This is a genomic window from Pseudomonas sp. EL_65y_Pfl1_R83 (assembly GCF_963970695.1).
Lineage (GTDB): Bacteria > Pseudomonadota > Gammaproteobacteria > Pseudomonadales > Pseudomonadaceae > Aquipseudomonas > Aquipseudomonas tritici.
Genome location: NZ_CAXAQI010000004.1, coordinates 123542 through 148720, shown reverse-complemented (window position 1 = coordinate 148720; position 25179 = coordinate 123542). Strand labels below are relative to the sequence as shown.

Here is a 25179-nt window from a genome sequence, read left to right as displayed (position 1 = left end):
CCATGACTAAAACAATCGAGCACTACATCAACGATCAGCGCGTGTCCCGCGATGATCGCTATCAGGACGTCTACAACCCGGCCACCGGCGAAAAGACCGGCCGCGTCGCCCTGGCCAGTCACCAGACCGTGTCCGAAGCCGTCGCCGCCGCCCAGGCTGCCTTCGCCGACTGGGCCGACACCCCGCCAATCCGCCGCGCCCGCGTGCTGTTCGAATACCTGCACCTGCTGCGTGCACGCAAGGATGACCTGGCGCGGATCATTGTCGCCGAGCACGGCAAGGTCTTTACCGACGCCCAGGGTGAAGTCGACCGTGGTCTCGATATCCTCGAATTTGCCTGCGGCATTCCGAACTTGCTCAAGGGCGAACACTCCGACCAGGTTTCCCGTGGCATGGACAACTGGACACTGCGCCAGCCGCTGGGCGTTGTAGCCGGTGTTACACCGTTCAACTTCCCGGTGATGGTGCCGATGTGGATGTACCCGATCGCCATTGCGGCGGGCAATACCTTCATCCTCAAGCCAAGCCCGACCGACCCAAGCGCATCGTTGTTCATGGCCGAACTGCTGCGTGAAGCCGGCTTGCCCAAGGGCGTGTTCAACGTCGTGCAGGGCGACAAGGAATCGGTGGACGCGCTGATCGAACACCCGGACGTCAAGGCCGTGAGCTTTGTTGGCTCCACGCCGATTGCCCAGTACATCTACGAAACCGGCGCGCGTAACGGAAAGCGTGTGCAAGGCCTGGGCGGCGCCAAAAACCACATGGTAGTAATGCCCGACGCGGATATTGAAAAAACCGTCGACGCCCTGATGGGCGCCGCCTACGGCAGTGCCGGCGAACGCTGCATGGCCATCTCCGTCGCCGTGCTGGTGGGTGATGTGGGTGACAAAGTCATCGCCGCCTTGACCGAGCGTGCCAAGCAACTGCGCATCACCGACGGCCGCGACCTCAAGGCCGAAATGGGCCCGATCGTGTCCCGCGCGGCGCTGGAGCGTATCAGCGGCTACATCGAACAAGGCGTACAGGCCGGTGCGCAACTGCTGCTCGACGGGCGCGACTACGTGCCCACCGAAGCGGGCCTGGAAAACGGCTTCTGGCTCGGCGCGACCTTGTTCGATCACGTGACCCAAGAGATGAGCATCTACCGTGAAGAAATCTTCGGCCCGGTGCTGGCGTGCGTGCGCGTAAGTGACTTCGCCGAAGCGATCAAACTGGTCAACGACCACGAATTCGGCAATGGCGTGAGTTGCTTCACCCGCGACGGCAATATCGCCCGCGAGTTTGCACGGCGGATTGAAGTGGGCATGGTCGGCATCAACGTACCGATCCCGGTGCCGATGGCATGGCACGGGTTCGGCGGCTGGAAGAAGAGTTTGTTCGGCGACATGCATGCGTATGGCACGGAGGGTGTGCGGTTTTACACCAAGCAGAAGTCGATCATGCAGCGCTGGTCGGAGAGCATCGAGCAGGGCGCGGAGTTTGCGATGCCGGTGTCGAAGTAAGGTTGAACAGATGCTGTAGGACCCAATGTGGGAGGGGCTTGCCCCTCCCATTTTTTTTTGCCCGCACAAGGGTTGACGTTTTGGTGAATGCCGAATACTGTATATAAACACAGTGTTTAAGCGCTGATCGAACCTCACACGGCAATCTCAGTCCTGCCAAACACTGTGTGCAAGTTAACGGATTAACTTGATGCACCCGTTCGTCATAGCGAGCTGTTTTTATTTTAGAGAGGGAACTCATGTCGTATCCAGAAAGCAAACTCACCGGTTTGACCGGTTTCGCCCAAGCGGCAAAAGTGACAGGTGGCTGGTCGGGTCCCGTGGTCAGCATCACTACGCTCGATCAACTCAAGGCCAATATTGGCGACACCACCCCGCGGGTATTGGTGATCAACAGTAATCTCTCGGCCTCGCGTCTCACCAAAGTGACGATGGGCGCTAACAAGACCCTGATCGGCTCATTCCAGAATCGAACCTTGGAAAATATTCACCTGCGGGCAACGGCGCAGTCGCAGAACATTATTCTGCAGAATATTATTTTCAAGCACTCGGCGACTATCAAGGCCAATGACGATATTCAGGTTTACCTGAACGACGGCAGCAAGTACTGGATTGACCATTGCTCTTTTGTTGGGCACAGCTGGTCCACCACTGACGGCAGTGAAGATAAGCTGCTGTATATCGGTGAGAAGGCCGATTATGCCACCCTCAGCAACTGCTTCTTTGGCAGTCACAAGTACGGGCTGATCTTCGGTCATCCGGCGGATGACAATAATGCGGCGTTCAACGGGTACCCACGCCTGACGGTGTGCCATAACCGCTTCGAGAATATGGAAGTGCGTGCGCCGGGCTTGATGCGTTACGGATACTTTCATGTTTATAACAACTACATCAATAACTTCCACCTCGGTTTTACCCTGGCGCAGAACGCCAACATCCTTTCTGAAAGTAACTACTTTGGTGAGGGCAGCCAAAACAACGGCATGTTGGATGACAAGGGGACTGGGACGTTCACTGATACCAACAGTGTTCCACCGATCACCAACCAGAAGTCACCAAAGGCGCAATGGACGGCCACTTCCAACTACGCCTACACCTTGAAAACCGCAGCCCAAGCCAAAGACTTTACGCAGAAGAATGCCGGAGCCCAGTCCGGTGCGCTGGTATTCGGTAGTTGATTAGCTAGCTTTCTAGTTGGTTGGCATCGATTGCAAATGCCACTGTATTTATATCAAGGATATAAATACAGTGATGGCCTTTTTAATCTAAATAATTCTTCACGCTGCGATAGGCGGGTGGTCATGTTAAACCTAGTTCCGCACTTCAGGGCCAACTACGGCTCATTCTTTTCAGTCGCAGCAAAGTTGCTGGCTGTTATGTGTTATTCAATCTTCGCTTGTCACGTAAGCATCAGTAAAAGGACATCATCATGAAACATGCGAATCACGCACCTACTCGCTGGACACGGGCCGATGCGCTAAAAGTTAATGAAAATGACCCGACGACCACACAGCCGCTAGTGAGTCCTGACTTTCCTGTCATGAGTGACACTGTATTCATTTGGGACACCATGCCATTGCGTGAGCTGGATGGCACGGTTGTATCGGTCAATGGCTGGTCGGTGATCTTCACCCTGACCGCCGACCGTCGCCCCCATGATCCACAATTCATCAACGCCGATGGCCGTTACGACATCAAGCGCGATTGGGAAGACCGCCATGGCCATGCGCGTATCTGCTATTGGTACTCGCGCACCGGCAAGGACTGGATCTTCGGCGGCTGGGTCATGGCCGAAGGGGTTTCGCCGACCACGCGTGAATGGGCGGGTACACCTATCCTGCTCAACAATAACGGTGACATTGACTTGTATTACACCTGTGTAACGCCGGGTGCCACCATTGCCAAAGTCAGGGGCCAGGTGGTCACTTCCGACACCGGTGTCGAGCTGCAAGGCTTCACCCAGGTCAAGTCGTTGTTTGATGCAGACGGCACCTATTATCAAACCGAAGCGCAGAATGCGACCTGGAACTTTCGCGATCCAAGCCCGTTTATCGATCCAAATGACGGCAAGTTATACATGGTGTTTGAGGGCAACGTTGCCGGCGAGCGCGGGACTCACGAAGTGGGCCCGAATGAACTGGGCCTGGTACCGCCGGGCCACGAAGATGTGGGCGGTGCCCGTTACCAGGTCGGCTGTATCGGCATCGCGGTCGCCAAGGACCTAAACGGTGATGAATGGGAAATCCTGCCGCCGCTGGTCACCGCCGTCGGGGTGAATGACCAGACCGAACGCCCCCATTACGTGTTCCAGGACAACAAGTACTACTTGTTCACCATCAGCCACAAATTCACCTACGCGGATGGTGTGACGGGTCCGGATGGCGTCTACGGTTTTGTCGGCGATCATCTGTTCGGCCCCTACACGCCGATGAACGCCTCGGGGCTGGTGCTGGGCAATCCGCCTTCGCAGCCGTTCCAGACGTATTCTCACTGCGTGATGCCCAATGGCCTGGTGACCTCCTTTATCGACAGCGTGCCCACCAGCGGCGATGACTACCGCATCGGCGGCACCGAAGCACCCACCGTGAGGATTGTATTGAAGGGCGATCGCTCGTTTGTGCAGGAGGCTTATGACTACGGCTACATCCCGGCGATGCGCGATGTTGTGTTGAGCCAGTAACTGACTAAAAAGCCACTCTTCGGAGTGGCTTTTTTACGGCTGTTTTTCATGCAGGCGCTGTTGATGGCTTCAGACACTCGAGGGGGGGATCACAGGCACGCCATTGATGCCTGCAATTAAACGCGACACGTCTTACTGGCGCTTTACGAATCATGACCCAAAGCCACTCACGCCACCTATCAAATGTGGGAGAGGGCGTGACCGCAATAGCGCAGTATCAGTCAGCACATCGGGTACTGATAGGCCGCTACGGCAGGCAAGCCAGCCCCCACATTTGAGCGTCGGTGTTCTTCCGGATCTTTACCGCCGGCCCGTTCGCGTACTCACATCCACCCACACCGCCAGCACCAGAATGCTGCCCTTCACGATCATCTGCCAGTAACTGTCCACATCCAGCATCGACATCCCATTGTCCAGGCTGGTAATCACCAGCGCGCCCAGCAACGCGCCGTACACCGTGCCCGAGCCGCCACGCATTGACGTGCCGCCGATAAAGCACGCAGCGATGGCATCCAGCTCGCCCATATTCCCCGCCGACGGCGAACCGGCCGCGAGCCGGGCAGTATTGACCAGGCCGGCGAGGGCGCACATCACGCCCATGATGCCGAAGATCCATAGCTTCACCGCTTGTACGTTGATGCCCGACAGGCGTGTGGCTTCCATGTTGCTGCCCACCGCGTAGATACGGCGGCCGAACACGGTCTGGCGGGTGACGTAGCTGAATACACCCAACAGCACCAGCAGAAGCAAGACGGGGACGGGAATGCCGTCGTAGCTGTTGAGCGTGGTGACGAACCCGGTCAGCACGGCGCCGATAAGTACCACGCGCACCAGATCACGCACGAGGGAATGTGCCGCAAGACCATGCAGCGCGCGATTGCGACGCTGTTTCCATGCCAGGAACAGTGTCAGGGCAAACAGCAAAACCCCGAGGCCAATACCGACTGAATGCGGTAAATACCCCTGGCCCACATACACCAGCGACGGTGAAACCGGCGCAATGGTGGTACCGCCCGTGATCCCCAGCAGGATCCCGCGAAATGCCAGCATCCCGCCCAAACCGACGATAAACGACGGGATGCGCAGATAGGCTGTCATGTACCCATTTGCCAACCCGATCACCAACCCGCACAACGCTACCAAGCTCAGGTTGGCCAGCAGCGGAATGTGATAAACCACATCCAGGATCGCCGCCAACCCGCCCAGCAACCCCAGTAATGACCCCACCGACAAATCGATCTCGCCGCTGATGATCACCAGCACCATGCCGCACGCCAGGATCCCGGTGATCGACATCTGCCGCAGCAGGTTGGACAGGTTGCGTGGTGTGAGAAACCCGCCCTCGGTCTGCCAGCTGAAAAACAGCCAGATCACCGCCACGGCAATCACCAGGGCGAGCATTTTGTAACGGGTAAACAGCTGTTTGAGCTGATTCATCTACGCGGTCTTCCGATCATTATTGTTATGGCTGAGCGCAGCCGCGAGCACCTGCTCCTGGGTGAGGCCGTTGTTGACGAAATCACCGCGCAGTTGGCCTTCGCCGATCACCAGCACGCGGTCGGAGACCCCAAGTACTTCGGCCAGCTCCGAGGACACCATGATGATTGACACCCCTTCGGCCGCCAGGGCGTTCATCAACGTGTAGATCTCATATTTGGCGCCCACGTCCACGCCGCGCGTGGGTTCGTCGAGGATCAACACTTTGGGCTTGGCCATCAGCATTTTCGCCAGCACGGCCTTTTGCTGATTGCCCCCGGACAAACTGGTGATCGGCAAAAACGGGCTGGAGGTCTTCAGGTGCATGCGTGCGATCTGCTGGTCGATGCTGCCCAGTTCGGCTTCGGCATCGATACGCGTCATGTGCGCATAGGTATCGAGCACCGCCAGGGTGATGTTCTGGCCCACGCCCAGGTCGGGAATGATGCCTTGGCGCTTGCGGTCCTCGGGCACCATGCACAGCCCGGCGCGGATGGATTTGAGCGGCGTGCGCGTGTCGATGACCTGGCCGTCCAGCCAGACTTCGGCGCTGTAGCGCCCTGGGTAGGCGCCGAACAGCGCCGACACCAGTTCCGTACGCCCGGCCCCCACCAACCCGGCAATGCCGAGGATTTCCCCGCGTTTGAGCACAAAGGAAATGTCGTCCACACGCTTGCGTTTGGGGTTGTCGACGTCATAGCAGGTGACGTTGCGGGCCTCGAAAATCACCTCGCCCACGTCATGCGGCTCGGTGGGATAGAGGTGGCTCATCTCGCGGCCGACCATCTGGGTGATGATCTGCGCGATGTCCATGTCGGCCATGGCCGTGGTCGCGATGTGCTTGCCATCGCGGATCACCGCAATGGTGTCGCACACCGCCGCCACTTCATCGAGCTTGTGGGAGATGTACACGCAGGCCACGCCCTTGGCCTTGAGGCCGCGGATGATGTCCAGCAGTACTTCGATTTCAGAGCGCGTCAGGGCCGAGGAAGGCTCATCGAGAATCAACAGGCGCGCCTGTTTATTCAGGGCCTTGGCGATTTCCACCAATTGCTGGTAGCCGCCGCCGTACTGCGACACCGGCAGCGCGACGTTCATGTCCGGTACCTTGAGCTCGCGCATCAAGGCTTCGGCGCGGTGGATCATCGCCGGGTAATTCATGCGCCCCCCCGGCAAGGTCAGTTCGTGGCCCATGAAGATGTTTTCGGCCACCGACAAGTCAGGCACCAGGGTCAGTTCCTGGTGAATGATCACGATCCCCGCCGCCTCGGTCTCGCTGATCGAATGAGCCTCGAGCGGCTGCCCGTCCCAGAGAATGTCACCGTCCCAGGTGCCGTACGGATAAACCGCCGACAGCACCTTCATCAGGGTTGATTTACCGGCGCCGTTCTCGCCGCACAGGCCGACGCATTCCCCCGGCCGTACCTTGATGTCGATGCCGTTGAGGGCGTTGACACCGCCAAAGGTTTTGACGATGCCGTTCATTTGCAGCAGATAGTCGGACATGGCGGTCACTGCCCGGCAATCTGCTCTTTGGTATAGAACCCGTCTTTCTCCAACAGATCGATATTGGCTTTGGTCAGCGGGGTAGGCGTGAGCAGGATGGTGTCGACCTTCTTGCTGCCGTTGTCGTACTGCGAGCTGTAGGTCGGCTTCTCGTTACGCGCCAGCTGCACGGAGAGCTTGGCGGCTTCGGTGGCGATCAGCTTGAGCGGCTTGTACACGGTCATGGTTTGGGTGCCGTCGATCACACGCTTGATCGCGGCCAGGTCGGCGTCTTGCCCGGAGATCGGTACCTTGCCTGCCAGTTTCTGCGCGGCCAGGGCCTGGATCGCACCGCCGGCGGTGGCATCGTTGGAAGCCACGATGGCGTCGATCTTGTTGTTGTTCCGGGTCAGGGCGTTTTCGACGATGCTCAGGGCTTCAGTGGGGTTCCATTCTTTCACCCACTGCTGCCCGACAATCTTGATATCGCCCTTGTCGATGGCCGGTTGCAGCACCTTCATCTGGCCTTCACGCAGCACTTTGGCGTTGTTGTCGGTGGGCGCGCCGCCGAGCAGGAAGTAGTTGCCCTTGGGCGCCGCTTGCAACACGCCGTTGGCCTGCATTTCGCCGACCTTTTCGTTATCGAAGGAGATGTAGGCGTCGATGTCAGCGTTAAGGATCAGGCGGTCATACGACACCACTTTGATTCCGGCCTTCTTGGCTTCGGCGACGGCGTTGGTGAGGACGGTAGCGTTGAAGGGCACGATGACGATCACGTCGACACCCCGGGAGATCAGGTTTTCGATCTGGGAAATCTGCTTCTGCTCGTTGGCATCGGCAGACTGGACGAAGACCTTGGCATCGAGTTTTTCTGCCGCCGCGACGAAGTAGTCACGGTCACGGGACCAGCGTTCCAGACGCAGGTCATCGATCGAGAAGCCTATTTTCGGGTGGGCCGGGTCGGCCATGACCGGCAGGGCGAGCAGGGCCAGGGCAGTGGCGAGCAGGGTACGTTTGAATGACTTCATGGTGGTGCGTCCTTTTATTGTTGTTGGAAAGACACAGCGTGATGCGGGTAAAACTGTAGAGCGTCCCTCGACGCTCTGTGCAGAGATTTGTCGCGCAAATGTCACCGGTAGATAAAGCGATTCACGACACCTTCAAGCATCTCCTGACGGCCACTCACGGCCTGGGGGTTCAGTTCATGGGCAAACGCATGTTCAGCCAGCGACTCCAGGCTGAATTCTCCCGCCAGCACGGCCTGGCCCAACGGTTGCTGCCAACCGGCGTAGCGCTGGTCCTTGAACTGCTGCAACCGATCGTTCTCGACCATAGTCGCCGCGCGCTCCAGGGCCAGGGCCAATACATCCATGGCGGCTACATGCCCATGGAACAGGTCCACATCGTCCAGGCTTTGGCGGCGCACCTTGGAGTCGAAGTTATAGCCGCCATTCTTGAACCCGCCAGCCTTGAGGATTTCATAGGTGGCGAGGGTCATTTCCTCGACGCTGTTGGGGAACTGGTCGGTGTCCCAGCCGTTCTGCGGGTCGCCGCGGTTGGCGTCGATGCTGCCGAAGATGCCCAGGGACACGGCGGTGGCAATTTCATGGTGAAAACTGTGCCCGGCCAGGGTCGCGTGGTTGGCCTCGATATTCACCTTGATCTCATGCTCCAGCCCGTATTCATGCAGGAAGCCGAACACGGTGGCGCTGTCGTAATCGTATTGGTGCTTGGTCGGCTCCTGGGGCTTGGGCTCGATCAGCAGGTCGCCCTTGAAGCCGATCTTGTGCTTGTGTTCCACGACCATGCGCATAAAGCGCCCGAGCTGTTCGCGCTCGCGTTTCAGGTCGGTGTTGAGCAGGGTTTCGTAACCTTCACGGCCGCCCCACAGCACATAGTTGGAACCCTTGAGCCGCAAGGTTGCGTTCATCGCGCTGAACACCTGGGCGGCGGCGTAGGCAAACACCTCCGGGTCCGGGTTACTGGCGGCGCCGGCGGCAAAGCGTGGGTTACTGAAGCAATTGGCGGTGCCCCACAGCAGCTTGATCCCTGTCTGTTCCTGGTGACGCTCCAGGTGATCGACCATCTGTGCAAAGTGGTGGCGGTACTCCTTGAGCGAACTGCCTTCGGGGGCGACGTCCGTGTCGTGAAAGCTGTAGTAGTCGATGCCCAGCTTGGAGAAAAACTCAAACGCTGCTTGCGCCTTGCCGATGGCCAGTTCCATCGGGTCGCCGCTGCGTTGCCATGGCCGTTTGAAGGTGCCGACGCCAAACATGTCCGCGCCTGGCCACACGAAGGTGTGCCAATAACAGGCGGCCATGCGCAGGTGTTCACGCATGGGTTTGCCGAGGATGATTTTGTTGGCGTCGTAATGGCGAAAGGCGAGGGGCGATTCGCTGCTGGGGCCTTCGAAGCGAACCTTCTCGACACCGGGGAAGTACGGCATGGCGTTTTCCTTATTGTTCTTGGCGGTGTCCCGATACTAGCAACGGCGGTGGGGCTGCCGATTATGAAAATCACCAAGGAAGGGTGCGATTTTGAGTAATGTCTTTGCTTGAGCGTAGCGTCACTGCATAGGGGACGATCCGAGTTTATTTATTTTTTCAGAGTGATCCCTAATCAAACTCTTAAGTACTACGTGATTTGCGGAAACGTCTGGCTTTACCTCAAGCAAGTGCCTCTCCAAAGTTTGGCCTGCATCGTCATTTTCTTTGACTTGATGCCATTCGCGGTTGAGGGCGCGGTACTCATCAGGCACATACTAAATAAGGATGAAAACATGAATGCGCAGTCGCCCCATGCTGTACACCAATGAAGTGTCTTCGGCATATCTAAGTAGTTTGGACGATCACTGCTTCACTGAGCAGCAACTTGCAGAATTCAACGAACACGCGTTGGAGGTAATCAGTCAGCGGCAGTTTTACTTAAAAACTCATCCGGCCGTTGCCGTTTACCGAGTGGCAGCCGTGGGCAGTCAAACCCGCAACGGCGGAACGATCAAACAAACGACCTCAGCGATGACATTCAAATTGACCAACGGTGAGCGCGTACGCGCCGCACACAAGGGCGATTACGTTGAGTACGTCGACGGTTCCCAGGCGCACATTTTGACGGGTGCCGGTGAAAGCAATAGCAACATTGCGCTAGTGGGCAGCTTGCTCAGTAACGGTGACGAAATCATCAATACACCTCAAGGCTCAGTAATCCTCATCGCGCGTGAGGGTGTGCAGTTGGCCGAGGATTTTTTACCCCTTATCCAGAATTGACCATGACGCGTGTTAGTGCTGAGCGTGGCTATGCCGCGTTTGGAATGCTCAGGCGTTATAGAGCGGAGAACATAGATGACTGAAGGATATTTTATTGGCTTGGGCGATAAGACCACTTGCGGTGGAGAAGTGCTTGATGGCGATCCAAGAATTGACATACATGGCCTCCTGCACGCTCGCGAAGGTGACCGAGTCAGTTGTGGAAAACATGCGGGGGATTTATCAAATACTCGGCGGCATTTCGCATATAGAGAGTCATGGCAAGCTGGTGGCTGGCACGCTGGATAGCTTCAGCAGTTGCCCCTGTCGAGCGGGGCTGATTCCCTCGGTGTACACCGCTACCTACGAGAACGAGAGCGCACCAGCGCCTATGAACACGCGAGCCGTTCAGCCGGGCGCCTCATCTGTAAACGACCGCCCGATGGCCCGGCATCAATCGGGTTTTGTTCCTTCCGGCAGCCTGGCCTTAGTGCGATCCAGAGGCATGGATGCTGAGGAGCCTGGTTTCTACGTGGTGCCCAAAAGCATGACTCGCCAGGCACTGGAAGCCACGCTTTTCCCTGGTCATGACCCCGCTGTGATGAGCAAGTATCGATCACTTAACCCTGGCAAGGGTGAGGTTAAAGCCGGCTCGATGATCGTGCTCAGCGATCCGAACAATACGTCCTGTACCTATCAGGAAGCGCAACTGATGCGGGCGGCTCAACAAGTCGATGCATCCCTGGAAACGCTGACGCCGGATGAGGCCGATTTTTCGTATCGGCACGGTGCCGAGATCGCCGGTTTTATCGGCCATACCTCCACCTGGCTGGGCGTCAGTGCGGTGGTGATGGAAAAACACCTGGGAAACTTGCGCGACTCCCTTCAAGCCATCGAACGCTTGCATCAGGAGAGCTACCGCCAGCACGGTCACCTCAAGTCGCCGCAGTTTTTCGCTGAGCGCCAGCGACTGCTGACTCAACTGGACGCCCATCTGCTGAACTCGACACGTTTGCGCGGCCAGACGACGCTGGGTGATCACGCCAAGTTGAAAACGGCGCTTGGCATTTCCAGCCGTAGTCTGGTGCATCACTGGGACAAGGCGGGTGGGCCGGGGCAGATACCGGGCTATTCGGCTCATGTCGAGGCGGTGAGTCGTGCTGCCAAATATATGAAAGCGGGTGGGTATATTGGGATTGGTCTGGGTGGGGTGTCTTCGGCGCTGGCTATTGCGCAGGTGTGTAATGGTGATTTCGGGGCGGCTTGTGAAAAGGTGAAGTTTACTGAAACGGCGAAATTCGGTTTGTCCACAGCTGTCGGTGTTGCGGGTGGATGGGCGGGCGGAGTTGCCAGTGGACCGATCTGTCTGGCGATTGGCGTAGCCACAGGAGGTATTGGAGGGGTTGTCTGCGTCGCAGCCATCGTGGGGGCCGGAGCCTGGGCAGGTACAACTGTTGGCGGTATGGGTGGAGAATACATAGGTGAAAAAATCTACGAGGCTGCACAGCCATGACCAGTATCGACACGTGGTCTCCCTGGGTTGCGATCTTTGTTGCTGGTTTCCCAGGCCTGCTTGCAGTTGCGGGCACTGTATACAGTCTGTATCTGAGCCGCTGCCACCTGGGCGAGATAAAGGATGCCTTGAAAAACAGCCGTTATATTTATCTCTGGGGGCCTAGCCTGGGGAGGAGGGGGTTGATCTGGTCTCTATTTGAGATTTCGAGAATTGCCGGAATGGTCTTGTGGCCAAAGGCATATATCCGTTTAGGCGATGTAAACCCCGTCGATCTTGATAGCTTTCCACCTCACTTGAAAAGGCATCTGATCGTCAATACGACGCTTATGCTCACCTCATGTATTTGGATGATAGTTGTAGCCATTCTGCTGCAGTTCAGGTAACTCAACCGGGCCTTGCCCGAGGCCCGCTTCCCTCAATAACCAAGTCCCTGCATGCTAATCTGCACCCACCGGCCCCAGGATAAAAACAATGAAAACCCTACCGCCCGTGCACCGCATTGCCTTGCTCTTCAACGGCAGCAAAATCTATGACCGCGGCATCATTGCCGGCATTGGCAACTACCTGAGCAGCACCCGCGCGTCCTGGGATTTGTTCCTCGAAGAAGACTTTTTGTGCCGCCTCAAAGGCATTGAGCGCTGGCAGGGCGATGGCATCATTGCCGACTTTGACGACCCGCTGATCGGCGAAGCGCTGGCCGGGAGCAAGGTGCCGGTGGTGGCGGTGGGAGGCTCCTATGAAGATGCGCGCGCCTACCCCAAGGGCATTCCCTACGTGGCAACGGACAACGATGCCTTGATGACGATGGCGTACGCGCACCTGATCGAGGCCGGGCTGACGCGCTTTGCCTGTTTCAGTCTGCCCGAAGCCCAGGCCAATCGCTGGGCCCAGGAGCGCGAAAAAGCCTTCAAGCGGTTGATGCAACGGGATGGCTTGCCGGTGCAGATCTATCGCGGCCTGGGCACCAGCGCGCCGCTGTGGGACAGCGCGGTGGAGCAGCAGATAGCCTGGCTGCAAAGCCTGCCCAAGCCCATCGGCATCATCGCCGTCACCGACGCCCGCGCCCGGCAACTGCTGCAAGCCTGCCTCACCGCCGGCATCGCGGTGCCGGAAGAAGTGGCGCTGATCGGCATCGACAACGACCCGCTGACCCGCACCCTTACACGCGTGCCACTGAGTTCGGTGATCCAGGGCACCGAAACCATGGGCCGCACCGCCGCCGCGCTGTTGCACCAGATGCTGCACGGCAAGCCCTGCACGGGCACGCAGGTGCTGGTGCCGCCGGATGCGATCAACGTGCAGGCATCCAGCCTGCATCAACCGCTGGGTAATCCCTACGTGATGCAGGCGCTGCTGTTTATCCGCCAATACGCCTGCCAGGGCATCAAGACCGCCCAGGTAGCGGCCTATGTCGGCGTGTCGCGTTCATCCTTGGAGTCGCACTTTCGCAAGGCGCGCGGCTGCAGCGTGCATGACGAGATTCTGCGCTTCAAGCTCGCCAACGCCGCCAAGGGCCTGCAAGGCAACCACCTGGCGATTGCCGACATCGCCCAGCAATGCGGCTTCAAATCTGCGCAGTACCTGCACACGGTGTTCCGTCGCGAGTTCGGCTGTACGCCACGCGAATACCAGCAGAGTCATTAGAAACTTTGCCAGCCAGGCCCATTCGCTGCTGGACTTGCACCGTACAGACTAGGGAGAATGGTTTTTTGTGGCGTAAATGGAAGCTCCCATGACCGACAGTGCCCAGCGTGCCGCCAGCGACATCGACCTGATGACCGAAGTGGCCATGCTTTATTACCTCGACAACATCACCCAGGAAGCCATTGCCAAGCGCTTCGACCTGTCTCGCGTCAAGGTCAGCCGGTTGCTCAAGCGCGCCCGTGATGAAGGGGTGGTGGAGGTGCGGGTGTTGCAACACCCGGCGCTGAACACTGAGCTGGAGCAGGCATTGGTCGAGCGTTTCCAGCTGGACCGTGCGTTGATCGCGGTCGACCACGGCGACCCCGACACCCAGCGTTCGGCCGTCGCCAGCCTAGTCGCCAACTACCTGAACAAAACCCTCAGCGACGGCATGATCATCGCCGTCGGCATGGGCCGCAATGTCGGCGCGGTGGCCGACAATGTGTTCCTGCCGGTGACGCGCAACTGCACGTTTGTGTGTGCGATTGGCGGCTCGCTCAAGGCCGGCGAATACATGAACCCCGACCATATCTGCCGGCGCCTGGCCCTGCGTTTCGGCGCCGAGAGCGAAACCCTGTACGCACCGGCCCTGGTGGCCAACCCGGAACTGCGCAGTGTGCTGATCAACAACGACACCGTACGCTCGACCCTCGACCGCGCGCGCCGCGCCGATATCGCCTTGATTGGCATCGGTGACATGAGCGAGAACAGCAACATGGTGCGCATGGGCTGGTTCTCGCCCCAGGAAATTGCCCAGGCCCGTGTGTCCGGTACGGTGGGCGACATGATGGGCTACGACTTCATCGACATCCACGGCCAGCCGGCGGTCAACGCCATGCAGGGCAGGGTGATCGGCTTGTCGGTGCAGGAACTGGTGCGTATTCCGGATGTGGTGGCGATTGCCAGCGAGAACACCAAGGCGGCGGCGACCCTCGGCGCGTTGCGTTCCGGGGTGATCAACACCCTGGCGACGACCGTGTCGAATGCCTACACGATCCTCGCCCTGGATGATGCGACGCGTCGTTAAGTGCATAGGGGCGCGCAGCCTTGGCGGGCGCGTCGGATCGTCGCTCCCACAAGGATGGGGGGTGTGCTCAGTTGACCGGCCAGGCGCAGAACCCAATGTGGGAGCTGGCTTGCCTGCGATAGCGATGGGTCAGCCAGCATTTATGCCAACTGACACACCGCCTTCGCGGGCAAGCCCGCTCCCACAATTACGCTACCAGCCGGGCCTCGACCGAATCGGCGAGATTGGTGAGGATCAGGCAGCAAGACACCGCGCCGGCATCCAGCGCGCCGAGGGAGCGCTCCCCCAGGCGGCTGGCGCGGCCGATTTTCGCCACCAGGTCGCGGGTTGAATCGCGGCCCTGGGAGGCCGCATTTTTCATCTGGCGCAAGGCTTCGGCAAACGAAGCGCCGCTGGCTTCGGCCCGTTCAAATGCCTCCACGGCCGGGATCAGCGTGTCCATCAGGCATTTGTCGCCCACGCCTGCATCGCTGATGTCTTGCAGTGACGTGAGGCCACCGCGCAGCAACCTGGCGAAACTCGCCGCATCAATGCTGTCGCGGCCGCGCACTTCGTCGGCCATGCCGATAAACAGGCTGCCGTAGAGCGGGCCCATGGAGCCGCCGATGCCCTCCATCAGCGCCAGGGTCAGTTCGTCCAGCGCCTCGGCCAGCGACAGTTCGCGCCCTTCGAGGGTCTTGCCGCAGCGCGAGAACCCCTTGGCCATATTGATACCGTGGTCGCCGTCGCCGATGGCGCCGTCCACTTCGCTGAGGTATTCGCGGTTGGCAACGATGATCGACACCAGGTTGGTGACGATGGCGCTACCGGTGTTGCTGGGGAAATGCTCGCTCATGCTTCACTCCGACTGTGTCATGCCGATGGAGCGGCAGGGGTGATCGATTAAGGTGGTCAGCTCGGTATCGAGGCCGAGCACGGTCAGGGTCACGCCCATCATTTCCAGCGACGTGAAGTAATTGCCTACGTAGCAGCGGTGAATGCGCAGGCCCTTGGCACGCAGTTGCTGCTCGACCTCGGCGTAGAAAATGTACAGCTCCATCAGCGGCGTGGCGCCCAGGCCCGAGACCAGCACCACGACGCTTTTGTCTGCGCTGAAGTCGCGGTCGGCCAGGATCGGTGCGAGCATGCGTTTAGCCATCGCGGCCGCGGATTCCACCGGCACCACTTCGATGCCGGGTTCGCCGTGGTGGCCGATGCCCAGTTCCATCATGCCGCCTTCGATCTGGAAGTTGGGTTTGCCGACGGCCGCAATGGTGCAGGGCGTGAGGCCCACGCCGATGGAGCGGCACCGGTCCACGGCTTTCTGGGCCACGCGGATCACGCCGTCGAGGTCGTAGCCCTGGGCAGCGGCGGCTCCGCCGATCTTCCACATGAAAATCTCACCGGCCACGCCGCGCCGCTTGGCGATATCCGCCGCAGGGGCAGAGGCCACGTCATCGTTGGCGACCACGGTGCGGATGTTCATCTCTTTGCTGGCGGCCATTTTCATTGCCAGCTTCACGTTCATATTGTCGCCGGCATAGTTGCCGTACAGGCAGGCCACGCCCGCGCCCTGGTCCGCAGCGCGGAAGGCATCGAAGAAGCTTTTGGCGGTGGGTGAGGAGAAAATCTCGCCGACCGCCACCGCATCCACCAGGCCAGGGCCGACATAGCCGAGAAACGCCGGCTCATGGCCCGAACCGCCACCGGTGACAATGCCCACCTGGCCGGCCGGTGAAGTTTTACGTTGGCGGATGACCCGTGGGTTGCTCTCGTACTGCACCAGCTCTGGGTGCGCCACGAGAATGCCCGCGAGCATGTCCTCGACCACCAGGTCTGGGTCGTTTATCACTCGATTCATGCGCTGTTTCCTTATTCTTATTCGTGAGCAAGCGGATTACTGAATGCTGTAGCCGCCGTCGATCACCACGTTCTCGCCGTTGATCATCTTGGCTGCGTCGCTGACCAGGTAGAGCACCAGGCCGGCGATTTCTTCGGGCTGAGCGAAGCGTCCCACCGGGATCTGCAATTTGGCGCGCTCGCCCAGTTCACCGGCCCAGGCCTTCTTGCCCAGGGCGGTTTCGACGATGGTTGGCGACACGGCGTTGACGTTGATGCCGTGGCGCGCCCATTCCATGGCTAACACCTTGGTCATGCCGACCACGGCGGCCTTGCTGGCGCAGTAGGCCACATGGCGATCCAGCCCGATTACTGCAGCCTGGGAAGCAAGGTTGACGATGCGCCCGCCGCCGCTTTCTATCATGTGCCGGGCACAGGCCTGGGCCACGAAGAAGCTGGCCTTGAGGTTGATATCGAGGGTGGTGTCCCAGGCGTTTTCGCTGACCTCCAGCGCCTTGTCCAGCAATGCAACGCCGGCGCTGTTGACCAGGTAATCGATACGCCCAAGCGCGGCGGCAGCCAGGTCGACGGCGGCGTGTACCGAGTCGAGCTGGCGCAGGTCGGCCACTAGGCCCAGGTGGCCGGCGCCGAGGCTGGCGGCGACGTCCACCACCGCCGGGTCGCGATCCAGCAGGGCCACCCTGGCACCGCGTTCCACCAATAAATTGGCACAGGCCAGGCCGATACCGGCCGCGCCGCCGGTGATCACGGCGCAACGGCCGGTGAGGTCAAACGCCTGGTTCCAGAAATTGGACATTGCACACACTCCACTTAGCGTTTTTTCTTGCGCCAGACATCGATCAACACCGCGAGCACGATGATCAACCCCTTGGCCACTTGTTGGTAATACGACGACACTCCCAGCAGGTTCAAGCCATTGTTGATCACGCCGATCAGCAGCGCGCCGAACAGCGTGCCGATAATGCTGCCGGTGCCGCCCGACAGGCTGGTACCGCCGATCACCACGGCGGCAATCGCATCCAGCTCGTAGGAAACGCCTGCCTGGGGCAGGGCCGATGTGGTGCGCGCGGCCAGTACCACGCCCGCAAGGCCCGCCAGCAGGCCGGAAATCACATACACCGAGAACGTCACCTTGCGCACGCCGATGCCGGAGGTGCGTGCGCTTTTTTCATTGCCGCCCACGGCGTACACGTAGCGGCCGTAGGTGGTGTAGCGCAGCACCATCCAGAAAATCAGCGCGACCACGGCAAAGATAATGATCGGCACGCCAATGGGCCCGAGCTTGCCGATACCCAGGGCGAGGAAGCTGTCGGGCAGGTCGGTGACGGGGCTGCCGTCGTTCAGAATAAAGGTCATGCCCCGCGCCACGCTGAGCATGCCAAGAGTGGCGACAAACGGCGGGATCGACAGGTTGGCGACCATAAAGCCATTGACTACACCCAGCATGGCCCCGGCAAACATCCCCGCACTCACCGCTGCCAGCAGGCCATAGCCCTGGGTGGCGACCAGCGCGCTGCACAAGCCTGCAAACGCCAGGATCGAACCCACCGACAGGTCGATGCCCTTAGTCAGGATCACGTAGGTCATGCCCACGGCGAGGATGCCGTTGATTGAGGTCTGGCGCAGAATGTCCATCCAGTTGCGCCACGTCATGAAGTATTCGCTGGAAAACGCCATCACCACGCACAACAGGATAAACACCAGCGGCAGGCCGAAGCGGTCCAGGGATATGCGCAGGCGATTGCGCGGCGCGGCGGTCACGGGTGCAGCAAGGACTTTGCTATTCATGAGGCAAGACTCAACAAGGCTTCCTGGGAGAGGGCGGTGTCGGTGCTGACGGTCACCAGGCGGCCGCCCTTGAATACCGCGATGCGATCACTTAGATGCAGCAGCTCCGGCGCTTCGGACGAGACCACAATGGCCGCGCCGCCGGCACGCACAAATTCATCGAGCAGGTGATAGATCTCCTGCTTGGCGCCCTCGTCGATGCCGCGCGTGGGTTCATCGCAAAGCAAGCAGATCGGCTGGGTCGACAGGCATTTGGCGAGCACCACCTTTTGCTGGTTGCCGCCGCTCATGGATTCCACCGGCAGGTCCAGGGACGAGACCTTGATCTGCAGGCGCTTGACCATGCTTTGCGCCAGGGCTTGCTCCTTGCGCGCGTTGATCACCGACCAGCTCGACAGCTGCTTGTAGGCCGACAGTGCGATATTCGCGAGGATGCTGGCGCTGAGCACCAGGCCGCTGTCTTTGCGGTCTTCGGTGACCAGTGACAGGCCGGCGCGAATCGTCGCAGCGGGTGTGCCAGTGGGCAGGGGTTGGCCTTGCAGGGTGGCGCTGCCGGCGTCGGGCACGGTGAGGCCATACAGGCAGTTGAGGAACTCACTGCGGCCCGAGCCCATCAGTCCATAGATACCGAGGATTTCGCCTTGGCGCAGTTGCAGGCTGATGTCCTGGAATTCGCCGTTGCGGCTCAGGCCGTTGACGTCCAGGCAGGTGGCGGCGGCGCATTCGCGGCCGACTTTGTGGTCGATGCGCTGCAGCTCCTGGCCGACGATACCGCGTACCAGATGAGCGCGGTCGATATCGGCCATGCGCCCGCTTTCGACAAAGGCGCCGTCGCGAAAGATGCTGTAGTCGTCGGCGATCTGCGCCAGTTCGCTGAGGCGGTGAGACACATAAATGATGCCGGCACCGCGCTCCGTGAGGCGGCGGATGGCCTTGAACAGGGTTTGCGCCTCGTGTTCGCCGATGGCCGAGGTGGGCTCGTCCATGATCATCACCTGGCAGTCATGACTGAAGGCTTTGGCGATTTCCACCAGTTGGATCTGCGCCACGCTCAGGCGGTGCATCGGGCTGGTGGCGTCCACGTCGAATTCGAGGCTTTGCAGGAGTTCGCGGGTGCGCCGGTTGAGTTCCTTGCCGTCGACAATGCAGCCGGCGCGCCGCGGCTCGCGACCCAGCCAGATGTTCTCGGCGACGGTCATGTAGGGAATCGGTTCCAGCTCCTGGGTGATCATCGCCACGCCGGCGGCGAGTGCCGCGCTGGGGCGGTCGAACTGCACCGGCTGGCCGTTGAGCAGGATGCTGCCGGCGTCGCGCCCGGTGATGCCCATCAAGATACTGAGGAAAGTCGATTTGCCGGCGCCATTGCCGCCGCACAGGGCGTGGACGCTACCGGCACGCAGGGAGAGGCGCCCATCGCGCAGGGCTGGAACCCCCGCGTAGGCTTTGGAAACGTGTTCAGCGTGGAGCAGTAATGGCGCTGCCATTGGTGTGTCCTCTTGCTGATTTTCTTATTAGGTGTTTTGTCCAGTAGCCTGATCATATGATCGGATAGTGATCATATGTTTAAACTGCTTGAGCCGGTTTTGTCAATGGTCCGGTACAACGTCTTCCGGTGGCGTGGCAGTTTTAAACTGTTTTCTCACTTAAATAAGCCTTGACAGCACCCTGTCAGTCGCTGGCTAATGATTGTGCATAATTTCAGTGAGTGATCATTTGATCGGTCTGATGGAGAAACAGTGATGGGTGCACAAACGACGTTTTCGGTGGCCGTCGGATGCGACGAGGCGGGCTTCGAGCTCAAGGAATTGCTCAAGCGCTTTATCGAAAACCTGGGGTATGAGGTTGAGGACTTTGGCTGCCATTCGTCCAGCCCAGTGCTCTATCCGGATATCGCGGCGGCTGTAGCGATGGCGGTCGGTGCCGGTGAACAGCGCCTGGGTGTGTTGATTTGCGGCACGGGTATCGGCATGGCGATTTCAGCCAACAAGATCAAGGGGGTGCGGGCGGCCCAAGCCCATGACACCTATTCCGCCGAGCGGGCGCGCAAAAGCAACGATGCGCAGATCCTGTCGATCGGTGCACGGGTGATCGGGCCCGAGCTGGCCAAGAGCATCGTGAAAGTGTTTCTCGAGTCGGAATTCGAAGCGGAGCGCTCCGGGGCGAAAGTCGAGCGCATCACGGCGCTCGAACGGGCGAACAGGGCGTTGCCGTCAGACGACTGAGCCGGGTCAGAATACCGCTTTGACCTGCAGGCCCAGCACCAAAGCGTTGTCGATGTTGTCGCCGGAAAACGCTCCCGGCTCGATGATGTATTGCACATCCGGGCGCAGGGTCAGCCATGGCGTGGCCTGGTAGCCATAGCTCAGTTCGATCAACTGCTCGGCATTGTTCAGGTTGGGATAATCCGTGCCGGCGTTCAAGGCGGCCAGTTCCTGCACCTCGCGGCTGCGCGGGTTCGGTACGGCTCGGCCATAACCCAGGGCCAGGCTGTCACGTGGCCGGCCTTCGAACGGTTTGTACAGCACCACGCCCACGCTGTACCACTTGCTGAACGGCGACGCTGCTTCGCTGGCAGCGGAGTATTGGCCGAAGGCGTGCAGCACGCGGCCGGCGGATGAATCCGACGCCCACACCGCCTGGTCGATCAGCAGGTAGTGGCTGGCGCGTCCGCTGACCTCCTTGTTACTGCCAATGCGTTTCACATCGGAGCTGTCGTAGTAATAGCCCAGTTTGTATTCGCCCGGCAGGGTGCCAGCGTGTTTGTACACCAGTTCGATCGGCACCACGGTGCCTGTGGTGTGTTTGGGGCTCAAGTGCCAGGCGCGGCTGGAATCGCCGTTGCTGTCGGGGTCCACATTGAACGCGGCGACGCGCAGTTGCCAGGAGGGTGATAAGTCGTATTTCACCCGCGCACCCAGGCGCGCGTTCGGGTAGTTGCTCCAGCCGCTGCCGCCGGACATGTTCAGCGGGTGCCCGCAGAAACCGGCGTTCATGAAGTTGCACAGAATGCCGCTGTCCAGACCGCCGAGGTCATTGCCCATGGCCATGTAGCCGAGCTTGACGTTCAGTGCCGGGGTGAAGAGGGTGCGCTCGTAGCTCAGCTCGGTCAGGCGGGTGTAGAGGCCGCCGTAATTTTCCTGGATCGGCAGGCGGTTGCCCACCAGGTCTTCGGAAGCGCTGTTGCCGCGACGGTCATTGAGGGTGACCTGGATGCGGTCGCCATGGTTGAAACCGTAGAGCTTGCCCAGGTCGAACTGCACGCCGAGCTTGAGGTTTTGCGAGTAGCGCGCCGAGCGGTGTTGGCCACCGTGGGCGTTGTAGGCGGTTTCGCCGCTGTAGTCGCCGGTGAAGCGAATGCCTTGCTCGTCGAGTTCACGGCGCAGGCCGCCCCAGTCGCCGGTCAGGGTGGTGTCACTGGCTTGAACGGGCAGGGCGGCGCCAAAGGCCAGGCCGAGCAACAGGCGCCCAAGGGAAAGATAAGAAGAGCGGGTCATGCGGGTTCTTCCAAAGCAGACGGCGCGGTGCAAAGAGCACCGCGCTTAAAGGCGGTTATGGCAGGGCGTAAGCGATCACGTAGTCGCCACGGTCGGTGGACTGGCGTGCGCCGCCAGCGGTGACGACCACATATTGCTTGCCGGTTTTCGGCGAAATGTAGGTCATCGGCCCACCCTGGCTGCCTACCGGCAGGCGGGCTTTCCAGATTTCCTCACCGTTGCCGCTGTTGAAGGCGCGCAGGTAGAAGTCCTGGGTGCCGGCGATAAAGATCAGGCCGCCCTGGGTCGACAGGGTGCCGCCAAGGGTCGGCAAGCCGATCTTGATCGGCAGGTGCATGCGGATACCCAGCGGGCCGGTGTCTTCCACGGTGCCGACCGGCACTTGCCAGGCGACTTTCTGGGTCTTCATGTCGATCGCGGTCAGGGTGCCGAAGGGCGGCGCCTGGCACGGAATGCCAGCCACCGACAGGAAGCGGTTTTTGTTCACTGCATACGGCGTGCCCTTGAGCGGCACGGCGCCCATCCCAGTGTTCAGCGCTTCGCCACCGGACGCGACCAGCGCCTTGTTCTGCGACGGCACCATCTGGATCCACAGGCCCAGGCGCATGTCGTTGACGAAGATAAAGCCGTGTACCGGGTCGGTGGAAATACTGCCCCAGTTCATGCCGCCCAGCGATCCCGGGAAGCTCAGGGATTTGTCCGTGCCCGGCGCGGTGTACAGGCCGTCGTAGCGCATGCCTTTGAAGTCGATGCGGCACAGCAACTGGTCGAACGGCGTGGCACCCCACATGTCTGATTCGGTCAGGGTTTGGGCGCCAATCTGCGGCATGCCGACCGATTTTGGCTGGGTGGGCGAGTAGGGTTCGTTGGGGATGTTGGCGGCCTTGACCGGTACTTCTTTAACCTCGGTCAGTGGCTTGCCGGTGGCGCGGTCGAGCACGTAGATCTGCCCGGCCTTGGTGCCGATCACCACCGCTGGCACAGCCTTGTCGCTGCCCGGCGGGGTGAAGTCGATCAGGCTTGGCTGCATCGGCAGGTCGAAGTCCCACAGGTCATTGTGGACGGTCTGGTAGACCCATTTTTCCGCGCCGGTGGAGGCGTCCAGCGCCAATACCGAAGCGCCGTATTTATGGTTAAGCTCGGTGCGCTCCACACCATAGATGTCGGTGGACGAACTGCCCATCGGCAGGAAAACCGTGTTCATCAGCGGATCATAGGACATCGGTGCCCAGCTGTTCGGGGTGCTGCGCACATAGGTGCTGCCGTCGGCCGGGGCCTGCTTGTCTTGCGGATTGCCGGGGTCGAAAGCCCAGCGCATCTGGCCGGTGATCACGTCGAAACCACGGATCACGCCGCCCGGCATGTCAGCCTGTACGTTGTCGGCCACGCGGCCACCCACCACCACAGTGGTACCGGCGATCAACGGCGCGGAGGACAGTTGGTAGTAGCTGTCCGGCACGTTACCCAGGCCGGCTTTCAAGTCGACTTGGCCGTGGGTGCCGAAGTCTTCGCAGAATTTGCCGGTGTCGGCATCTACCGCGATCAGGCGGGCGTCGATGGTGTTGGTCAGCAAGCGACGCTGGCACTGCGCGCCGGCAGGAACGCTGGCGGCGATGATCGGCGAACTGTTCGGTTGGGGCGGCTGGGCAATCGGCGCAGTGACGTCGAAATAAGCCATGCCGCGGCAGCGCTGCCACACCGCCGATTTGGCGTTGACCTCGTTCTTCCACAGTTCTTTGCCGGTGTCGGCGTCGAGGGCGATCAGGTTATTGTGCGGCGTGCAGATGAAGACTTTGTTGCCGATCTGCAAGGGCGTCAGTTGGTCTTCGGCACCGTTGCCGTCGCTGATTGCCACGTCGCCGGTGTGGTAGGTCCACGCCACTTTGAGTTGGTTGACGGTGTCACGGTTGATCTGGTCCAGCGCGGCGAAGCGGCTGCCGCCTTCGGTGTTGCCGTAGTGCGCCCAGTCTTTCTGAGCATCGGCGGGGGCTACCGGCGTGATGCCAGGGCCGGTACCGGTCGGGGCCACGCTTGGGTGGGCGACAAACATATTGCCCGCCGCCACGGCCACGCCGATCGCCAATACCGCGGCGACGCCATAGGCACCGCGTGCAGGCTTATTGACGAGCAGCGGGTAGACCAGCGCTACCACCATGCCGATGGCCGCAAACATGAATACACGCGAGAACAGCGGCCAGAACACCAGGCCCACATCCGCCACCGCCCAGATGGCTGTGCCGACCAGGAAAGCCGCAAACAGCCACGCGCCCGCCGGTTTACGCCGGGCGATCATCAAGCCGGCAATCGCCATGGCCAGGCCGCCGATCAGGAAGTACCAGGAACCTCCCAGGCTGACCAGTTTGAGGCCGCCGATGGCCAGCGCGAGGCCGAGCAGGGCGATGATTACGCCCAGGCCCAGCAGTAAAAATCTAGAGGCGCCAACGGCGCGCGATGCTCGTTTCATGTCGAAAGGACTCGAATGTGAGAGGGCAAAGACGCGATTTTAGCAACATAAGTAACTGGTTAGTACATTAGAGTCCTGCAATAGACTATTGCAGGGGGTGCGATGATGGGTTGAGGCTAAAGTCGCGTTTGGCGGCGGCGCGAGTGTGGTGAGCGGGGCAAGCCCGCTCACCACACTCGCGCGCTGAACGGGTAGCGCGTCAGGTTAGAACTTGAATCGACCCACCAACCCTTTGAGCTGGCCCGAGATATCGGTCAGCCGGCCTGACCCGGTGTGCGCTGAGTGGGCAAACTCTTCGACCAGTTGCGCATCGGCATGGATCTGCGCGATATGCCGGTTGATCTCTTCGGCGACTTGGTGTTGTTCTTCGGCGGCCGTGGCGATCTGGGTATTCTGGTCGCGGATCGAGTCGACCGAGCCCCGGATCTTGTCAAAGCTGTCGCGGGCCTGCTGGATGCGTTCCACGCTGGTGTGAGACACCAGCAGGCTGCCTTGCATCTGCTGCGTCACTTCCTGGGTGCGGCGGGCGAGGTTGCCGAGCAGGCTGTCGATTTCGCCGGTGGAGTCGGCGGTGCGGCGGGCGAGGGCGCGGACTTCGTCGGCAACTACCGCAAAACCTCGGCCCTGATCACCGGCACGGGCGGCCTCAATGGCCGCGTTGAGCGCCAGCAAGTTGGTCTGTTCGGCAATCGAACGGATGGTGTCGAGGATGGTGTTGATGTTTTTGCTGTCCTGCTCCAGCAATTGCATGGTCTGAGTGGACTTTTGCAGGTCTTCGCTCAACTTGAGCACGCTGCCGGTGGCTTCGCCAATGTGCTGCTGGCCATCGTGCACGTCGCGGTAGCCTTCGTCGGCACTGGTGGCGGCAGCGCTGCAGGAGCGTGCGACTTCGTTGGCAGTGGCTACCATTTCGTTGAATGCGGTGCTCACCAGTTCCACGGCTTCACGTTGACGGCCGGCCGCCTGGTTCATGTTGTTGG

21 protein-coding genes and 1 pseudogene are annotated in these 25179 nt (G+C 60.3%); 10 read left to right on the top strand and 12 right to left on the bottom strand.

Annotated elements, in window-relative coordinates; translation table 11 throughout:
* Positions 1–2 precede the first annotated feature (2 nt).
* From AACY08_RS07180 to AACY08_RS07170, 3 genes are all read left to right on the top strand, one after another.
* The gene (locus tag AACY08_RS07180) at positions 3–1502 is read left to right on the top strand and encodes a CoA-acylating methylmalonate-semialdehyde dehydrogenase (protein WP_339468789.1); all 1500 of its coding nucleotides are present in this window, start codon (positions 3–5) and stop codon (positions 1500–1502) included.
* A 239-nt stretch (positions 1503–1741) separates the two neighbouring features.
* Positions 1742–2680: a pectate lyase family protein gene (locus AACY08_RS07175; RefSeq protein WP_339468788.1), complete on the top strand. Its 939-nt coding sequence runs from the start codon at positions 1742–1744 to the stop codon at positions 2678–2680.
* 251 nt (positions 2681–2931) lie between these two features.
* On the top strand, positions 2932–4182 hold the full coding sequence (locus AACY08_RS07170; RefSeq protein ID WP_339468787.1) for a glycoside hydrolase family 68 protein: 1251 nt from the start codon (positions 2932–2934) through the stop codon (positions 4180–4182).
* A gap of 300 nt (positions 4183–4482) precedes the next feature.
* On the opposite strand, the gene AACY08_RS07165 is transcribed toward AACY08_RS07170, so the two are convergent.
* From AACY08_RS07165 to xylA, 4 genes are all read right to left on the bottom strand, one after another.
* Entirely contained in the window at positions 4483–5619 is a 1137-nt protein-coding gene (locus tag AACY08_RS07165) for a sugar ABC transporter permease (protein ID WP_339468786.1), read from the bottom strand.
* Positions 5620–7164 carry a D-xylose ABC transporter ATP-binding protein gene (xylG, locus tag AACY08_RS07160; protein ID WP_339468784.1) on the bottom strand — a complete coding sequence of 515 codons (1545 nt, stop codon included), beginning with the start codon at positions 7162–7164 and terminating at the stop codon, positions 5620–5622.
* Between the two features lie 5 nt (positions 7165–7169).
* The gene (gene xylF / locus AACY08_RS07155) at positions 7170–8171 is read right to left on the bottom strand and encodes a D-xylose ABC transporter substrate-binding protein (protein ID WP_339468782.1); all 1002 of its coding nucleotides are present in this window, start codon (positions 8169–8171) and stop codon (positions 7170–7172) included.
* Positions 8172–8272: 101 nt separating this feature from the next.
* Positions 8273–9589, bottom strand: a complete 1317-nt coding sequence (gene xylA, locus AACY08_RS07150; protein ID WP_339419371.1) for a xylose isomerase — start codon at positions 9587–9589, stop codon at positions 8273–8275.
* 337 nt (positions 9590–9926) lie between these two features.
* Here xylA and AACY08_RS07145 point away from each other — a divergent pair, with 337 nt between their 5' ends.
* The 6 genes from AACY08_RS07145 (at position 9927) to AACY08_RS07125 (ending at position 14614) form a co-directional block, all read left to right on the top strand.
* Complete coding sequence (locus AACY08_RS07145; protein ID WP_339468781.1) at positions 9927–10409, top strand: hypothetical protein; 483 nt, start codon at positions 9927–9929, stop codon at positions 10407–10409.
* Between the two features lie 75 nt (positions 10410–10484).
* The gene (locus AACY08_RS30385; RefSeq protein ID WP_445262021.1) at positions 10485–10697 is read left to right on the top strand and encodes a PAAR domain-containing protein; all 213 of its coding nucleotides are present in this window, start codon (positions 10485–10487) and stop codon (positions 10695–10697) included.
* Positions 10618–11901, top strand: coding sequence for a PAAR domain-containing protein (locus AACY08_RS07140; RefSeq protein ID WP_445262023.1), 1284 nt, complete (start codon positions 10618–10620; stop codon positions 11899–11901). Before AACY08_RS30385 ends, AACY08_RS07140 begins: the two co-directional genes overlap by 80 nt.
* Positions 11898–12287, top strand: a complete 390-nt coding sequence (locus tag AACY08_RS07135; protein ID WP_339436254.1) for a hypothetical protein — start codon at positions 11898–11900, stop codon at positions 12285–12287. Before AACY08_RS07140 ends, AACY08_RS07135 begins: the two co-directional genes overlap by 4 nt.
* An 88-nt stretch (positions 12288–12375) precedes the next feature.
* The gene (locus AACY08_RS07130) at positions 12376–13548 is read left to right on the top strand and encodes a XylR family transcriptional regulator (protein WP_339428055.1); all 1173 of its coding nucleotides are present in this window, start codon (positions 12376–12378) and stop codon (positions 13546–13548) included.
* Positions 13549–13636: 88 nt separating this feature from the next.
* Complete coding sequence (locus AACY08_RS07125; protein ID WP_049708871.1) at positions 13637–14614, top strand: sugar-binding transcriptional regulator; 978 nt, start codon at positions 13637–13639, stop codon at positions 14612–14614.
* A gap of 187 nt (positions 14615–14801) precedes the next feature.
* Here the strand turns inward: AACY08_RS07125 and dhaL are convergent, their stop codons facing one another.
* From dhaL to AACY08_RS07100, 5 genes are read right to left on the bottom strand one after another with little or no spacing between them, the layout of a single operon-like run.
* Entirely contained in the window at positions 14802–15449 is a 648-nt protein-coding gene (dhaL, locus tag AACY08_RS07120; RefSeq protein WP_339419361.1) for a dihydroxyacetone kinase subunit DhaL, read from the bottom strand.
* A 3-nt stretch (positions 15450–15452) separates the two neighbouring features.
* Positions 15453–16454 (bottom strand): dihydroxyacetone kinase subunit DhaK, encoded by a 1002-nt coding sequence (locus tag AACY08_RS07115; protein ID WP_339468779.1) that lies wholly within the window; start codon positions 16452–16454, stop codon positions 15453–15455.
* 36 nt (positions 16455–16490) lie between these two features.
* Positions 16491–17249 carry an SDR family oxidoreductase gene (locus tag AACY08_RS07110; protein WP_339468778.1) on the bottom strand — a complete coding sequence of 253 codons (759 nt, stop codon included), beginning with the start codon at positions 17247–17249 and terminating at the stop codon, positions 16491–16493.
* A 14-nt stretch (positions 17250–17263) separates the two neighbouring features.
* A complete protein-coding gene (locus tag AACY08_RS07105) occupies positions 17264–18241 on the bottom strand; it encodes an ABC transporter permease (RefSeq protein ID WP_339468777.1) in 978 nt (325 codons plus the stop codon).
* Entirely contained in the window at positions 18238–19725 is a 1488-nt protein-coding gene (locus AACY08_RS07100) for a sugar ABC transporter ATP-binding protein (RefSeq protein ID WP_339468776.1), read from the bottom strand. Before AACY08_RS07100 ends, AACY08_RS07105 begins: the two co-directional genes overlap by 4 nt.
* Positions 19726–19980: 255 nt before the next feature.
* Here AACY08_RS07100 and rpiB point away from each other — a divergent pair, with 255 nt between their 5' ends.
* Positions 19981–20463: a ribose 5-phosphate isomerase B gene (gene rpiB, locus AACY08_RS07095; protein WP_339419352.1), complete on the top strand. Its 483-nt coding sequence runs from the start codon at positions 19981–19983 to the stop codon at positions 20461–20463.
* 6 nt (positions 20464–20469) lie between these two features.
* Here the strand turns inward: rpiB and AACY08_RS07090 are convergent, their stop codons facing one another.
* The 3 genes and pseudogenes from AACY08_RS07090 to AACY08_RS30380 all read right to left on the bottom strand — a co-directional run.
* Positions 20470–21735: a carbohydrate porin gene (locus AACY08_RS07090; protein WP_339468774.1), complete on the bottom strand. Its 1266-nt coding sequence runs from the start codon at positions 21733–21735 to the stop codon at positions 20470–20472.
* Between the two features lie 55 nt (positions 21736–21790).
* Complete coding sequence (locus AACY08_RS07085; RefSeq protein ID WP_339468773.1) at positions 21791–24199, bottom strand: glucose/quinate/shikimate family membrane-bound PQQ-dependent dehydrogenase; 2409 nt, start codon at positions 24197–24199, stop codon at positions 21791–21793.
* 204 nt (positions 24200–24403) lie between these two features.
* Positions 24404–24940, bottom strand: a pseudogene (locus AACY08_RS30380) (methyl-accepting chemotaxis protein); the annotation flags it as partial.
* Between the last annotated feature and the right edge of the window lie 239 nt (positions 24941–25179).